Source organism: Rivularia sp. UHCC 0363 (assembly GCF_034931125.1).
In the GTDB taxonomy this organism is placed as follows: Bacteria; Cyanobacteriota; Cyanobacteriia; order Cyanobacteriales; family Nostocaceae; genus Rivularia.
Window position 1 is genome coordinate 20,790 of the sequence record NZ_JAYGHM010000033.1, and the last position, 14,612, is coordinate 35,401.

The window sequence follows — 14,612 nt, forward strand, 5'->3', positions numbered from 1 at the left end:
TTTTTGTTTATTTTGTGCTATTTAAACGCATATAGATTTAAAATTAATAGCGTTTAAGTACTTGGTAACTTGAAGTAAACTATTTTCTAGTTTAATCTTCAATTAACACGGTGGCATATCAGATTATCTATCTATAATTGTTAGATACTCTTGTAAACCAAGAAGAGCGTTATTGCTTTATCCCCAGGGTTGCATAAAAAAGGAAATTTACGCTCTTATTACCGAATCCAAGGCATTACACTAGTATGTATTTGGAACAACGGCTTAGAGCGTTCTAGCCTTCTAGATTATTATTGCCCAAAAACGGATATCCGCGTTTTTAAAACACAATCCGTCTGTAAATCCTATGAATTTTTTTGCAAAGTGATGGTCATGGCTCCTGCTGCCAAGATTCTTGTAGTTGACGACGACCCTGCCGTTAGAAATTTAATTCAACGCTTCTTGATGAAGCAGAGCTATCAAGTGGAAGCTGCCGAAGATGGCAAAACCGCATTAGCTTTGTTCGAGCAATTTAACCCGGATTTGGTAGTTTTAGACGTTAATTTACCAGACGTAATCGGGTTTAATCTTTGCCAAGAAATGCAGAGTCGTAACGGTGTTTTTGTTCTCATGCTGACTAGTCGTGCGGATGAAGCCGATAAAATTCGCGGCTTTTCCAAAGGTGCTGATGACTATCTTACCAAGCCTTTTGGTTTGGGAGAGTTAGAAGTCAGAGTCGCAGCCATTCTGCGTCGTCAGCGCGTTGTAACCACAGCGGAACAAAAACGTTTGGTTTTTGAAAGATTGATGATAGATCCTGTGCGAAGAGAAGTTGCGCTCAATAACCTACCAGTTCCTTTAACTGCGTTGGAGTTTGACTTACTGCATTTCTTAGCCAGTCATCCTGGTAGAGTTTGGCGACGTGCCGAACTTATCCAAGAGGTATGGGATTATGAATATGTTGGCGACCAAAGGGTTGTAGACGTACATATTGGTCAAATTCGTAAGAAGATTGAAGCTGATGCTGCCCAGCCTGCATTGATTCAGACAGTGCGCGGTGTTGGCTATAAATTTGAGTGTCCGGCTCCAACTCAGCAGCCAGAAAAAGTCGTTTAATGTAACGGGAGGTCAAACCTCCTTTTACGCATTTTTAGCTCTTAATCGGTTTATAAATCCCATTTTAAATCAGATTAAGTGTTCAGAATAAAATCAAAATGTATTTTTAACAAATCTATTGAGTCTACATTATTTTTTAACTTAACTAAAGTTAATAACTTTCTATTTTAAATTTAAATTCTAAATTCTTACGATTAATCCTCTTTTCAGAGGATATTTTTTTGTTTTTAATTGGACTGTTTTTACCCTTTGATCTTAGCGCATCGTAGCTAAGACAATATTTTTTCGCGGTTGATTGTATTGAATTCCATAATTATTTATGCCTTGCTAGTACAACTCGGTGCAAATAGCACTATATATTATTTAAAATTTCACAAAACACTATAAAATAAGCTTTTTTATGAATGCCTTTTGACTTCTACCTTATTGCAATAATCAATATTTTTGCATTCAGGCTTTTCTGTAAATAATTAATATAATCCCTTGATATTAGCACCCAACTATGATGAAGATAAATTTTATTCAGTATCTACCTTTAGTTGCGTGCCATGAAGGGATATATAGTCAGTTACTTACTTACTTCCGCCTTCACGTACTAGAAATGTTGAAACAAAGTTTCTAAATAAACACGAGCCGCATGGCGATCGCTATCTCCATTTTGAAGAATAAATAAAGAAAGCGCGGCTGTAAGTACTCGATCCTGATCCCAATCTGGGTGTGTTTCTAAATAATTCTTCAAGGATTCGTGAAGTGCTTCAGGGACTTGTGCTGCGAGACTAATTGTAGCGTTCATAATTCTTCTCCTAAAAATCGGGCTATCAAAGGGGATTTCGAGCGGACGAAGACCTTTATCATCACCATATAAAGCCTAAAGAGCAATGCTGTATAGCTGTATAAAGGTATCGGGATGTAATATTACATTCAATACTTGGGTTAACAAAAAAATCTTGTCGCATCATTTTGCGCTAAAAGGGGGTAGGTTTGTCAATGCTGCGAAATGTTACAAAGCATGGTATAAAATTTTCCTCTTCACGGAATAATCAAGCTTAGATGCTCTATATTGTTACAATATTTAATGATAACTCAGTCTTTATAAACCACTGTTGTTGCTGTCTAAGAATCCTCAGCAATGTGTTCTAAAGCCTATCCAAACGTAAAAAAGCTGTGGAAAACCCCTTGAGAGTCTGTGGAAATCATGTGGAATCAATGAGGAAAATTCCAGTTAATAATAAGAATTACAAAAAAAATACCCCTATTTTGCTTACTCGCCCATGAAATCCTTTCTCCGCAAGCATTTGCCAACTCTTGATACTCAAATTTGGATTTTAGCTATCGGTAGATTGCTAAGTGAATTGGGTACGGGTTTTACTTTGTTCTATGCTCCTATTTACTTTGTTAATCAAATTGGTTTATCGGCAACTACCGTTGGTATAGCTTTGGGTAGTAGTTCACTTTCAGGGATTGTCGGGCGGATTTTGGGAGGTTCTTTAGCTGATTCTCCGTTTTGGGGTCGTCGTCGCACTTTACTACTTTCAGCAGCGATTTGTGCAGTTGGTTCTTTAGTTTTAGCCGCTACTAATAATTTTGTCAGCCTTATTATTGGTAATTTGATCGGTGGGTTGGGTGCAGGTCTGTATTGGCCAGCTACTGAAGCCGTAGTTGCCGATTTAACTAATAATAAAAATCGTCGCGAAGCTTTCGCTATTACTCGATTTGCAGACAATATTGGTTTGGGTTTGGGAATTGTTTTAGCAGGAGCATTGGTAGCTACTACTGCTAGTTATCGCTTGTTATTTATTATTGATGGTGTATCATTTATTATATTTTTCGCTGTTATTTATGCAGCAATTAAAAAAACTCCTCATCACGTAACTACACCCTCAGATACAAATTCGCAACAAATAGCTTCTTGGATCGCAGCATTAAGCGATCATCGTTTGCTTATATTTGTTTTAGTTAATATTATTTTTACCACCTATATTTCTCAGTTGCACAGTACTCTTCCTTTGTATTTCAAGAATTTTATTCAGGTAGATGAAATAAATAAAGGATTTACTCAGACAACTATCAGCGCTCTTTTTACCTGGCATTTGATAGTCGCGATAATTGCCCAATTGCCCGTTGCTCGCTTGATGAAGGGCTTATCACACTCATTATCGCTCACGATTTCTGCCGTATTATGGGCAATTGGATTTGTTTGTATTTGGATAACAGGTGTTTCATCTGCTTACTCAATAGTTTGGGCAGCCTTTGCATTGTTTTTATTTGCTTTAGCTATAGTTTCCTATACACCATCGGCCGCAGCTTTTGTTAGCGATATTGCTCCAGCAGATAAACGCGGTATTTATTTCTCGATTAATTCTCTTTGCTGGGCTATTGGCTATTTTATTGGTCCCCCTTTAGGTGGTTGGGCATTAGACCAATCCCAATTTGCAATTAATACTTTTTGGTTAAGTTTGTCTGTAAGCGTTTTTTTCGCGATCGCCATTTTACGCTACCTATATCGTTTGGTTTCTGTGCAATGACTTTTCGCTTTGTAATATGCGAGTTTTTCAAAAAAATTAATTGTATATGTTGAACTGATGGCGCGATTCGTGATATTATTCTTTTTATAATGGAAATATGTCTTAAAATAATATTTTTGTTAATATTCCGATTATAAAAATATTGTACCATTGAAAGTGCAGCGAAATTTACTCCGCAAAAAAATAATTTTTCCAGCCTACAAAACAATTAAATAAAATCCTATAGCTTTGAACTATTGATAAATAAACATTCAAAGCTATAGAACTTCAAAAAAAATTATTTACGGCGCTCTTGTAACTTGCGATAAACAGATTTTAAATCAACATTGTGATGAGCTAAAGCGACTAAAGTGTGATATAGCAAATCAGCAACTTCTCCAGCAATAGCATCTGCATCATCGTCCTTGCAGGCCATAACGACTTCAGCCGATTCTTCGCCAATCTTTTTCAAAATCTTATTGTCACCACCTTGAAATAACTTGCAAGTGTAAGAATCCTCCGTGGGATGATCGCGTCGGTGAGATATGACGTTAAATAATTGTGACAAAGTATCCGCAGGAGGTGGAACAATCTGACTATCAACCTGATGAAAACAACTTCTTTCGCCAGTATGACAAGCAATATCGCCCACTTGTTCTACACCAAATAAAAGAGCATCACTATCACAGTCGTAGCGAAGACTATGCACCATTTGAATATGTCCGCTGGTTGCACCCTTATGCCACAATTGCTGCCGCGAACGGCTCCAAAACCAAGTTTCACCAGTATCCAAAGTCTTTGTTAAAGATTCTTTGTTCATCCACGCCATCATTAAAACAGTGCCATCTAAATAATCTTGGACTATAGCTGGCACCAAACCTCGTTCATCGTAGCGAATTTTGTCAACGGGGATGTCGTTTTGCGAATCGGTTACAGAAAAAAACATACCAGCTAGATACCGCCCATTAATAAGAATGATTCATAAATTCACGATATCATTCTGTATGGTGTATCTAAATGGGATGTTTTTCCTTTATGCTAACTAAATAGCTCAAATAACAACGTTTCTTTGCATCGCTGAATGCATTCTCAATGCACTTAAAGTAAATTGATGCGCTTTAGAAGCTTCACCGTAGCAATGATGTGCCGAGTTAAAAGCCGCCCGATAGATATTCTTAACAGCCTACCTTTTGGCGATCGCCTCAATACGGCAAATCCTGATTTGACTTGCATAACATATTGTTATTTTCCAGAAAACGCTAATTCAGCTTATTTATTAAGATATAAGTTTGAAACAGTATTAGCCCTTATCAAAAAATAGACCCTTATTAATCACACTCTAGGAGACAGCCTTGGTAAATACAACGATTAAAACTACCAAATCGCAAGAAATCTTTGCAGCGGCTCAAAACTTGATGCCGGGAGGAGTAAATTCTCCCGTGCGTGCGTTTAAATCTGTAGGCGGACAACCGATTGTTTTTGACCGAGTAAAAGGCGCGTACATTTGGGATGTTGATGGCAATGAATATATCGACTATGTAGGTACTTGGGGTCCGGCAATTTGCGGTCATGCTAATCCTGAAGTAATTACTGCGCTCCATTCTGCTCTAGAAAAAGGTACCAGCTTTGGCGCTCCTTCGGTTTTGGAAAATGTCTTGGCGGAAATGGTTATCGATGCTGTACCCAGTATTGAAATGGTAAGATTTGTTAATTCTGGTACAGAAGCCTGTATGGCCGTGTTAAGGCTGATGCGAGCTTTTACTAAACGAGACAAAATTATCAAATTTGAAGGCTGTTACCACGGTCACGCGGATATGTTTTTGGTGAAAGCAGGTTCTGGGGTCGCTACCTTGGGTTTACCTGACTCTCCAGGGGTTCCGAAATCTGTTACCAGGGACACTCTAACCGCGCCCTTCAACGACCTCGAAGCCGTAAAATTGCTATTTGAAGAAAACCGCGACCAAATTGCTGGGGTAATTTTAGAGCCTGTAGTCGGAAATGCTGGTTTTGTTACTCCTGATGCTGGATTTTTGGAAGGATTGCGCGAAATCACTCACGAACACGGCGCATTGTTGGTATTTGATGAAGTTATGACGGGTTTCCGTATTTCCTACGGTGGCGCTCAAGAGAAGTTTGGTGTAACTCCAGACTTAACCACTTTGGGTAAAATTATCGGCGGTGGTTTACCTGTCGGAGCCTATGGTGGTCGTAAAGATATCATGTCTATGGTCGCACCCGCAGGTCCAATGTATCAAGCCGGAACTTTAAGCGGCAATCCTTTAGCAATGACTGCTGGAATTAAAACTCTGGAATTGTTGCAAAAGCCCGGTACCTACGACTATTTAGAACGAATTACTAAAAAGTTAGCCGATGGGTTATTACAAGTTGCGCTCGATACTGGTCATGCAGCTTGTGGGGGTAATATCAGCGGGATGTTTGGAATGTTCTTTACAAGCGGTCCTGTTCACAACTATGAAGATGCAAAAGCTTCGGATACTGCGAAATTTGGACGTTTCCATCGAGGAATGCTAGAACATGGTATTTACTTAGCACCTTCTCAATTTGAAGCTGGGTTTACCTCCATAGCTCACACTGAAGAAGATATTGAACGAACTTTGCAAGCTGCACGAGATGTAATGTCTGGTCTGTAAGCAGCAATTGGAGTAATTCCCATATATTCGTCAATCCCGTCTCAAATATAAGGCGGGATTAAACATTTCAAAAACAGTTCAAGTTAATTAATTGCAACCGCAGCCACTATGTCCGCAACCCGTCATGGTTTTATGACCCTCAGCACAAGCTTTGGAGCAATAGTATTGACCGTCTTTATTAACTGCACTTTCGACATTGACAATACATAAACATTTTTCACAAGCACATTTCATTAATTCTACTGTAGCTGTCATTTTTCCTTAGCCTCCGGAAAATACTTTTTACAAACACGATAGAACATATGAACATATATTCATATATATAATAGCATACTTTTATTTTTATATAGGATTACTCCGCAGAATTTTGTTAGCGGAGCGTGTCCGGAGGGCATAAAAGACTGAGTACATTTTCTGTTCCCCATTCCCCCCAACCCTAACTCCTGCAAGTTATTCAGACAAAACGGATTCCTATATATCAATTACCGATGCGAATTAATAATTAAGTAGGTCAGCGTTAAAAATCACACTTATGAAAAGGGAATAGGGGAAGGGTTTTGTTGACGCGCAAGCGTCTTCTCTTTGAGAGCTTAATTTACATTCTGTTATATAGTTTGATTTATTTCTACCAACCTACTTAAATAGTTAAAAAATAAGCAGAAAAAGCAGAAAATACCGTATATCTACTGATAATTAATCAAATATCTATCTAACTTTAGAAACTCTTCAAAACTAATCCAGCAATTTGCACCTAGCATCTTGGAATTCATCTCTCAATAATAGAAATAGAGTAATTGCTCCCCGTTATATTTGTAGCGAGTTGACAGTGCATGAGCTACTGTTTAAATCCGAACTGTCTCAATCCTGAAAACCTGCCTTTTAGTGAAAGATGTCAATCTTGTGGAGCGCGAATTATGTTGCGCGATCGCTACCGAGTTACCAAATCTTTGGGTCAAGGTGGCTTTGGAGCGACTTTTCTTGCACAAGATGAAGCCTTACCGGGGGAACCCAGTTGCGTAATCAAGCAGCTACGTCCTTCGGGAACTGCACCTCATGTTTTACAAATGGCACGGGAATTATTTGAGCGAGAAGCCACGACCCTAGGCAAGATTGGGAATCATCCCCAAGTTCCGCGTTTACTAGATTATTTTGAAGACCACGAACATTTCTATTTAATTCAGGAATATGTTCACGGTTCAACTATACAGCAGGAGGTGAAACACAACGGAGTATTAGGCGAACTAGGAGTCAAGCAGTTTTTGAGTGAAATTTTACCATTACTGCAATACATCCATTCCCAAAAAGTTATTCACCGCGATATTAAACCGGCTAACTTGATTCGTCGCGCTCAGGATTCCAGATTAGTGATGATTGATTTTGGTGCTGTGAAAAATCAAGTTAGTCAGACAGCAGCAATGCAATCGGGACAAACAGCATTAACTGCCTATGCTATTGGGACTCCCGGTTTTGCTCCTCCCGAGCAAATGGCAATGCGTCCGGTTTACAGTAGCGACATTTATGCTTTGGGGATTACTTGTATATATCTACTAACTGGTAAATCTCCCAAGGACTTGGAATATAATCCTGCGACGGGTGAGGTGATGTGGCAACATCTCGTACACGTAAGCGATCATTTTGCACAAGTATTAGCAAAGATGATGGATGTTTCAGTCCGCAATCGTTACCAGTCAGCGGATGAAGTTCTTAGAGCAATGGAGATGGAGCCTTACCTTGATAGTTTAACTTCTGGTTTATCTGCTCCTTCAAATCCTGTTAGCAGTCAGAAAACTTCGACAGGTTTTGGGGATTCCAATACAAATGCGAACAATTCTTCTACTAGTTTTTCTAGTGCAGGAGTAGCTCAAGTTGCAGCAGCTATTAGAGCCAGAAAAGCTAAAGCGGCTTCCGGCAATGCTTTCCGTATGGGAACAGCTAACAATCGCGTTCTAACATCAAGAGCAGCAGCTTCTACATCAGATTCGACTAAATCTTCCGTTTATAAATCGAATCCAGATCGCCGCTTAAGTTCTGAAAGCTTACTAACAGCTTATTTGAAGGGAAGACGGGATTTTGCTTCACACAATTTAAGTTTGCTAAACCTACAAGGCTCAGATCTATCAGAAACAAATTTTCATTCTTCTAAGCTTGAAAAAGCTAACCTGCAAGGCACAAATCTTTATAATAGCGACTTTGGACGAGCTAATTTAAACAAGGCTAATCTCAGAGATGCCAATCTAAGTAAAGCTTATTTTAATCATGCTGACCTTGAATTAGCAGACCTGCGAGGTGCCGATCTTAGTTATGCTCACCTAAGTAATGCCAACCTTCGCGGAACTAATTTGTGTGGTGCGAATCTTACCGGAGCTAAAATCTCTCCAGAAGAGTTAGCGTTAGCTAAAACCAACTGGATGACTATACGTCCTAACGGTAGAAGAGGTTTATTGTGATTTAAGAAAAAACTAGCAAAATATTTAGTTTTAATAAGTTTTATTTAAGCTTTAATCATCGTAAACCTTGATATATTAGCTTTTAATAAAGCAGGCGAAAAGTTTAGCACTGAGATAGAACCCCGAAAGATAAGGAAAACAGTCTCGATATTGTGACTGCACATGGCTTGTTGAAAAATTTGTCAAGGATTTTCTATAAATAAATAGACGCTCCATAAATAGTAAACTTTATAACATAAGTAGATTTCCTCTATAGTTCCTTTCGTTTTAGGATTACTATAGAGGATTTTGTTTAAATTTAATACTGAATTAACTATCTAAATAAGAAAATTTCCTAATAAACTACAATTTATTTTACACCATCGGTTTTTCAATTATAAAAAAGGCAGAGGGCAGAAGGTTAGAAACATAAATAAAAAATGCGCTTTCTGAGTTTTGAACTTCAGATGTAAATAAGTAATTTTACTGGCATTCCCTGCAATAAGTTAGAAAATTTTCATTATTTAATCTCACTATAAATAAAGGCGAATAACATACAAGCCTGCTAGTTTGTTTATTCAGGAACTTATAGATCGCGGTCGATCTTGTGCAAAAAAAATTAAGACATTTTTAATAAAAAATGAGCTTATTATATGCATAAAAAATGTAAAATATAAGACTAAGTAAAGAAAAGTTAACCTTATTAAATAAAAGTTTCATAATGTCAGGCAAAAATACAGGTATAAATGTAAGCAAGAGTATTCGTTTTGCAAGTGAGATGGAGGTAATAAATTATGTGCCGACAAAACCCATTCTGCCCCAGATTTCAGTAGAGATATATTTGTAAACCTGTATAATTAGCTGTGTCTGGCCCTAAGCTGAGACTAGATTATGAGCAATATTAGCGAGTTGAATTTTTTACCAGTGAAAGGCTCACATATAACGCCTGAATCTTTATCAGAAGAACTACAGCAGCGATTAACTCTGTATAGAGTTTTTGTTAAGCTGTATGAAAATCATGGCAGTCTTCTAGAACAGATTCTCAAATTAGAAAACTTATCCGAATCTTCGTTGGAGATAAGGCGATCGCATTACATACAGGCTGTTGTTGATGGTGAGATAGTTTATGTAACAACAAATCTATGTGATGGTAAAAGCCAAAGTTTACGACAGCCTCAGCATACTTGGACTATAGGGCGCGATCGCAACAGCGGAATTTATATTAATAGCAAATACGTATCTCGTCGCCACGCTGCTATTCGATACACTGAGCAAGGATTTTATTTAATAGATTTTAACAGTACTAACGGTACTTATATCAATGGCGAACAGATTTATCAACCGACAAAACTTGAGGAGGGGGATGTTGTTCGGGTAGGTAATATTACTTTTTCATTTTTCGACAATAATAGTTGCCGTATTTTGCCTACAGTAGCAGTAGAATTGCTAATGCAGTTGGGGCTTAAAACAGGTAATGAAAAATTAGACAACTTAGCATACTACAGAAGTAGAAATAAAACTCGAAAGCTTTTGGATAACGAATGCACCCAAGGAGAAAATTTTGTTGATGAAATAGCTCAGATGCAAACTTTCGAGGAACAGCTAAGCCAACAATGGAAATCCGATATTTTAGACACCTTTTATAGTAAGTAATAGAAACTTATTTTAATCATAAATAGGCAGGCGTAGGCAGTAGGGATAAGGCGAAGACAGCCAATTTACCCAAACGTTGCATAGTCGGTTTTATTTGTGCCGACTTACTTATAACTTATCTAATGCAGTAAGTAATAGCCGCTTTCAAAAGGTATTAAAAAATGAATACTTAATTTCTCCAAAAAATGTTGGTGAAAAATATTAGTTACAAATATGGGTAAAGACGGCTAATATCTATTAGCCGCCTTAATTTATAAAATACAAACTAAAATTCATTTGATAACACCAAGTCCGGCTAATCACTGACTATATAGCTGGTATTTTATAGACCTCTTCGACTATAAAATATTGTAATAGGTAATCTGGATTTACATTACCTATTAGCTATCATTCACCTTCATAGATAAGATAAGTATTTATGACGGAGTTAAACGTTATTCTTCTTCAAATTCTTCTTCAGATTCATTCTCCTCGTCGCTTTGCTGTACTACGGAATTCGCAGAAACAACAGCACCTAATTCTAATTTTTCAAGAACTTTTAGCCTAATTTCTTCGAGCATTTCCGGCTTTTCTTCAAAAAATTTGATGGCATTGTCCCTGCCTTGGGAAATATTATCACCATTATAACTGTACCAAGCTCCCTTACGGCTAATTACGCCGGTTTCTTCCGCGAGATCAACAATACAGCCTAATGTTGAAATGCCTTTACCGAAAATAACGTCAAACTCGGCAATCCTAAAAGGTGGTGCAACTTTATTTTTAGCGACTTTGACTTTAACGCGGATACCAAATTCTTCTGTACCTTTTTTCAAGGTTTGAATGCGTCTAATATCTAACCGCACGGAAGAGTAATATTTTAAAGCGTTACCACCAGTAGTAGTTTCTGGATTACCGTAGCTGACACCAATTTTCATCCGCAATTGGTTAATAAACATTACTGTGCAGCCAGATTTACCAATGTTACCAGTAATTTTACGCAAGGCTTGGCTCATCAATCGCGCTTGGAGACCGACGTGAGTATCGCCCATATCGCCTTCAATTTCTGCGCGGGGAACTAATGCAGCTACTGAGTCAATGACCACGATATCAACCGCAGCAGAACGTACTAACTGGTCTACGATTTCTAAAGCTGATTCTCCGGTGTCTGGTTGGGAGATTAAGAGGTTTTCAATATCTACACCCAATGCAGCTGCATAAGTCGGGTCAAGAGCGTGTTCTGCGTCTACATAAGCGGCTATTCCGCCTTGTTTTTGCACTTCAGCCACTGCGTGCAGCGCTACTGTTGTTTTACCAGAGCTTTCCGGTCCGTAAATTTCAACTACTCGTCCCTTTGGTAAGCCACCACCTAATGCTAAATCCAAGGTAAGTGCGCCGCTGGAAATCGTCTCAACACGCATCTGGGTTGCATCCCCAAGACGCATGATTGTACCTTTACCAAAAGTCCGCTCTATCTGGCTCAGTACCATATCGAGAGCTTTTTTCTTACCTGCATTCTCTTTGCTTGAGTTGTCTGTGTTAACCGCCATTTGAGCCTCTAAAATATATGGATCTGGGATGTTGGTTTGATATTAATAAAACAGATGTACTATTGTGCCATCTTAGCACTACCGAACGTTATATAGTAAAGCTTGGGTATTCTTAAGGAATATTAAACATGAAAATTCATAATTAGTTTTCTTTTGGGCATGAGACGATACGCATTTGTTTAGTTTCACTAAGCGCGATCGCAAGCAAGAAAACATTAATTATACATATATTTAAACAGGGATGGTTTAGTCTATTTATTTGTAGAACAATTTAAGCCGACGTTGCACATCTAGTTAGTCATCGGCTTGTGATATAACTTTTGTATAGGCTACGCTTATCATATCTAGACATACTTAACATTCCAATCAGTTATTTGATGAGTTTTCGGTCTAATAGCAATGCTCTATAATTAAGATTTTACTGAATATTACAACTATTTTTTAAACTTTATTCAAAAATTTCGTAAATTTGACTCTAAGATAAAATATGTCTTTATTTTTACCATATATTGCTTTTTTGACAATACAAATATAAATTTTGATAACTATTGACTTAAGCGTAAGTGTAGTGGTTGACTAAGAATGCAGATGGCTTTTAAATAATATATTATATCCTAATCAATCTTAATTAATTAATAAGTAAGTTTGCTAAATAACGTATAAGCGCGAACACTTAATCTATAGTCCTTTTGTTACATTAAATTATGGTTGCTCAGCTAGAAACTCCAAGTCTAAATTCGACAGTTAGTCGATCGCATACAATCAAAGGATTAGTAAAGGTTTTCACTAGTTCTTACCGTAGCTTTTTTACTGACGTGATGGCGCAAGCACTGAGAATAGCAGGTCAAGGTACACCAGTATTGATAGTGCAATTTCTCAAGGGTGGTATTCGTCAGGGACAAGATAATCCCATTGTATTGGGACAAAATTTGCATTGGATTCGCTGTGATTTACCGCGTTGCATCGATACACCTCACTTAGATGATACTGAAAGCGAGTCATTACATTTGTTGTGGCAACATACGTTAAGTGTAGTTAATAAAGGTAATTATGCTCTCGTTGTATTAGATGAATTAAGTTTAGCTATGAACTTTGGTTTAATTCCCGAAGCAGAAGTTTTAGAATTTTTGACCAACCGTCCCCAAAGTGTTGATATTATTCTTACTGGTGCGGAAATGCCTAAAGCTATCTTGGACTTAGCAGACGAAATTACCGAAATTCGTCGTCCTAATCGGCTGTAAGTTGAGGATGGGGAGGGGGAGGTGAGGAAAGGGAGTAGATTAAAAAATAATTTGTAATTCTTAACTTTTAACTCGTAACCCCTAGTTTTCTGTTCGTAGCTAAGCTGTTTCACGGTATGCTGTTAGATTGATTTGAATTAAATTTACTTATGATTAAAAACGATTTGGCAGCAGCTTAGGACGAGGTGGATGATTTAATATAATTTATTTTCCACTCTTCTAAAATTGGTTCAAGTTTATTTAAAGCATTTTGATAGTCGTTAAATTTGATTTCAGAGAATACAGTGGGGATGCCGCGTGGAAATCTAGAAATGCTTTTATTTGTTTCGTATAGAAGAATAACAGAAATATTTTTAGTTTCTGCATAAGCTAGCTCCATACCTACACCAAAAGAGGGAAAACCAAGATAAGCAATTACCAAATCCGATAAACTTACTTGGTGCTTATCAGTTTGAAAAACTTGTCTAGGATTAATATTAGGATGATTGATAGGGTCAGTGTTTAAATGTGGGACATAACTGTCAAACCCCATACTTTTGCAAAGTGAGCTAATATCCTCATAAAATGATTTGATGGCTTCTAAATTCTCTATTCCTGTCAACGCTCCAGATATATAAATGCGGATATTTTCTGTATTCATATTTTTTTACTATCAAGTCATATTAGTAAATTTTTATATTTATCAATACACAATTACAGGCATAAAGCTCCGTTTTATTTTTTCTTATATCAAATGTAGTAATCTTAAATTAAGATATACCATACTTGGTTTAATCGTCAGTGTTTTTAAATGGCTTTAATCGTTCGTTGATAATTGGACTGAACGCAGCGATAAATGTCGCAAAGGCAGCACCTAAAGTAGGGTTTTTGAAAGAAATTAGGAAGCCTAGAGAAATAACTAATAATATAAAAATAACTAACAAGCTGATACGAATTCTAACCTCTTTTTTGCTCTTTTCTTTTTTTCTATCTAGTTCTCTTGCTTGTCTATCTTTTTCTTCTTTTGCTTTATCCAAAAGTTGTCGCCATAAATCATCTCTATCAACTGGTCTTCCCAAAGATACTTTTGATTCTGATTCAACTTTATGAAAACACACCGTACAAAAAGAATCTCTAAATTCAAGTTCTACAGAACAATCCCGGAAGTTGTGAATTGAGATTAATAACTTACCCGTCCACCCAGGGTCTATAGTAGTAGAAATGTGAGATAAACCTTGAGAAACTGTTTGTGAAACCATTGAATGTATGGTACCTGCAATTTCTTTAGAAAGACTCACAGATTCCAAGGTTTCAATTACTACTGTATCTTTGGGTTCAATTTCAATTCGTTTTTCCTGTTCTATCTCAATTACACGTTTGTTATTCCACGAAAATCCTTTAATTCCGATTCTTAGATCGTAACCAACAGGAGTCAAATATTTATTGTCAAATGGTTCTATAGATATTCCCTTCGTAGAATCGTTTGTTCTTATTTCTATTTGCTCTCTAATATCTGTATCGCTCAACATATTATCTC

Annotated in this window: 13 protein-coding genes; 6 read left to right on the forward strand and 7 right to left on the reverse strand. The window is 37.3% G+C overall.

All coding sequences use genetic code 11. The features are described 5' to 3' along the window. Positions 1 to 372: 372 nt before the first annotated feature. On the forward strand, positions 373 to 1,095 hold the full coding sequence (locus tag VB797_RS19045; protein ID WP_323239300.1) for a response regulator transcription factor: 723 nt from the start codon (positions 373 to 375) through the stop codon (positions 1,093 to 1,095). A gap of 595 nt (positions 1,096 to 1,690) precedes the next feature. Here VB797_RS19045 and VB797_RS19050 read toward each other — a convergent pair. Further along, positions 1,691 to 1,888, reverse strand: coding sequence for a DUF2811 domain-containing protein (locus VB797_RS19050; RefSeq protein ID WP_323239301.1), 198 nt, complete (start codon positions 1,886 to 1,888; stop codon positions 1,691 to 1,693). Between the two features lie 478 nt (positions 1,889 to 2,366). On the opposite strand from VB797_RS19050, the gene VB797_RS19055 reads away from it, so the two are divergent. Beyond that, on the forward strand, positions 2,367 to 3,620 hold the full coding sequence (locus VB797_RS19055; protein ID WP_323239302.1) for an MFS transporter: 1,254 nt from the start codon (positions 2,367 to 2,369) through the stop codon (positions 3,618 to 3,620). A gap of 277 nt (positions 3,621 to 3,897) precedes the next feature. Here the strand turns inward: VB797_RS19055 and hisIE are convergent, their stop codons facing one another. Further along, on the reverse strand, positions 3,898 to 4,545 hold the full coding sequence (hisIE, locus tag VB797_RS19060) for a bifunctional phosphoribosyl-AMP cyclohydrolase/phosphoribosyl-ATP diphosphatase HisIE (RefSeq protein ID WP_323239303.1): 648 nt from the start codon (positions 4,543 to 4,545) through the stop codon (positions 3,898 to 3,900). A gap of 152 nt (positions 4,546 to 4,697) precedes the next feature. After that, complete coding sequence (locus VB797_RS19065) at positions 4,698 to 4,832, reverse strand: hypothetical protein (RefSeq protein WP_323239304.1); 135 nt, start codon at positions 4,830 to 4,832, stop codon at positions 4,698 to 4,700. A 119-nt stretch (positions 4,833 to 4,951) separates the two neighbouring features. Between VB797_RS19065 and hemL the strand changes: the two genes are divergently transcribed. Beyond that, entirely contained in the window at positions 4,952 to 6,250 is a 1,299-nt protein-coding gene (gene hemL, locus VB797_RS19070) for a glutamate-1-semialdehyde 2,1-aminomutase (RefSeq protein WP_323239305.1), read from the forward strand. An 87-nt stretch (positions 6,251 to 6,337) separates the two neighbouring features. Here hemL and VB797_RS19075 read toward each other — a convergent pair whose 3' ends face one another. After that, the gene (locus VB797_RS19075) at positions 6,338 to 6,505 is read right to left on the reverse strand and encodes a metallothionein (protein ID WP_323239306.1); all 168 of its coding nucleotides are present in this window, start codon (positions 6,503 to 6,505) and stop codon (positions 6,338 to 6,340) included. A gap of 575 nt (positions 6,506 to 7,080) precedes the next feature. Here VB797_RS19075 and VB797_RS19080 point away from each other — a divergent pair. Both VB797_RS19080 and VB797_RS19085 read left to right on the forward strand, forming a co-directional pair. Beyond that, complete coding sequence (locus tag VB797_RS19080) at positions 7,081 to 8,697, forward strand: serine/threonine-protein kinase (protein WP_323239307.1); 1,617 nt, start codon at positions 7,081 to 7,083, stop codon at positions 8,695 to 8,697. A gap of 870 nt (positions 8,698 to 9,567) precedes the next feature. Next, entirely contained in the window at positions 9,568 to 10,329 is a 762-nt protein-coding gene (locus VB797_RS19085; protein ID WP_323239308.1) for an FHA domain-containing protein, read from the forward strand. A 434-nt stretch (positions 10,330 to 10,763) separates the two neighbouring features. Here VB797_RS19085 and recA read toward each other — a convergent pair whose 3' ends face one another. Then, complete coding sequence (gene recA / locus VB797_RS19090; protein ID WP_323239309.1) at positions 10,764 to 11,855, reverse strand: recombinase RecA; 1,092 nt, start codon at positions 11,853 to 11,855, stop codon at positions 10,764 to 10,766. Positions 11,856 to 12,559: 704 nt separating this feature from the next. On the opposite strand from recA, the gene VB797_RS19095 reads away from it, so the two are divergent. After that, positions 12,560 to 13,096, forward strand: coding sequence for a P-loop NTPase family protein (locus VB797_RS19095; protein ID WP_323239310.1), 537 nt, complete (start codon positions 12,560 to 12,562; stop codon positions 13,094 to 13,096). Between the two features lie 175 nt (positions 13,097 to 13,271). Here the strand turns inward: VB797_RS19095 and VB797_RS19100 are convergent, their stop codons facing one another. Both VB797_RS19100 and VB797_RS19105 read right to left on the reverse strand, forming a co-directional pair. Continuing rightward, positions 13,272 to 13,736, reverse strand: a complete 465-nt coding sequence (locus VB797_RS19100) for a nucleoside 2-deoxyribosyltransferase (protein ID WP_323239311.1) — start codon at positions 13,734 to 13,736, stop codon at positions 13,272 to 13,274. Between the two features lie 130 nt (positions 13,737 to 13,866). Beyond that, a complete protein-coding gene (locus tag VB797_RS19105) occupies positions 13,867 to 14,604 on the reverse strand; it encodes a dCTP deaminase domain-containing protein (RefSeq protein ID WP_323239312.1) in 738 nt (245 codons plus the stop codon). Positions 14,605 to 14,612 lie beyond the last annotated feature (8 nt).

Excerpts from the sequence above, each read along its gene's own strand:
- VB797_RS19085 (WP_323239308.1), top strand. The coding sequence starts at position 9,568 with ATGAGCAATATTAGCGAGTTGAATTTTTTACCAGTGAAAGGCTCACAT.
- VB797_RS19065 (WP_323239304.1), bottom strand. The coding sequence starts at position 4,832 with ATGCAAGTCAAATCAGGATTTGCCGTATTGAGGCGATCGCCAAAAGGT.
- VB797_RS19100 (WP_323239311.1), bottom strand. The coding sequence starts at position 13,736 with ATGAATACAGAAAATATCCGCATTTATATATCTGGAGCGTTGACAGGA.
- VB797_RS19055 (WP_323239302.1), top strand. The coding sequence starts at position 2,367 with ATGAAATCCTTTCTCCGCAAGCATTTGCCAACTCTTGATACTCAAATT.
- VB797_RS19045 (WP_323239300.1), top strand. The coding sequence starts at position 373 with ATGGCTCCTGCTGCCAAGATTCTTGTAGTTGACGACGACCCTGCCGTT.
- hisIE (WP_323239303.1), bottom strand. The coding sequence starts at position 4,545 with ATGTTTTTTTCTGTAACCGATTCGCAAAACGACATCCCCGTTGACAAA.
- VB797_RS19050 (WP_323239301.1), bottom strand. The coding sequence starts at position 1,888 with ATGAACGCTACAATTAGTCTCGCAGCACAAGTCCCTGAAGCACTTCAC.
- recA (WP_323239309.1), bottom strand. The coding sequence starts at position 11,855 with ATGGCGGTTAACACAGACAACTCAAGCAAAGAGAATGCAGGTAAGAAA.
- VB797_RS19105 (WP_323239312.1), bottom strand. The coding sequence starts at position 14,604 with ATGTTGAGCGATACAGATATTAGAGAGCAAATAGAAATAAGAACAAAC.
- VB797_RS19075 (WP_323239306.1), bottom strand. The coding sequence starts at position 6,505 with ATGACAGCTACAGTAGAATTAATGAAATGTGCTTGTGAAAAATGTTTA.
- VB797_RS19095 (WP_323239310.1), top strand. The coding sequence starts at position 12,560 with ATGGTTGCTCAGCTAGAAACTCCAAGTCTAAATTCGACAGTTAGTCGA.
- VB797_RS19080 (WP_323239307.1), top strand. The coding sequence starts at position 7,081 with ATGAGCTACTGTTTAAATCCGAACTGTCTCAATCCTGAAAACCTGCCT.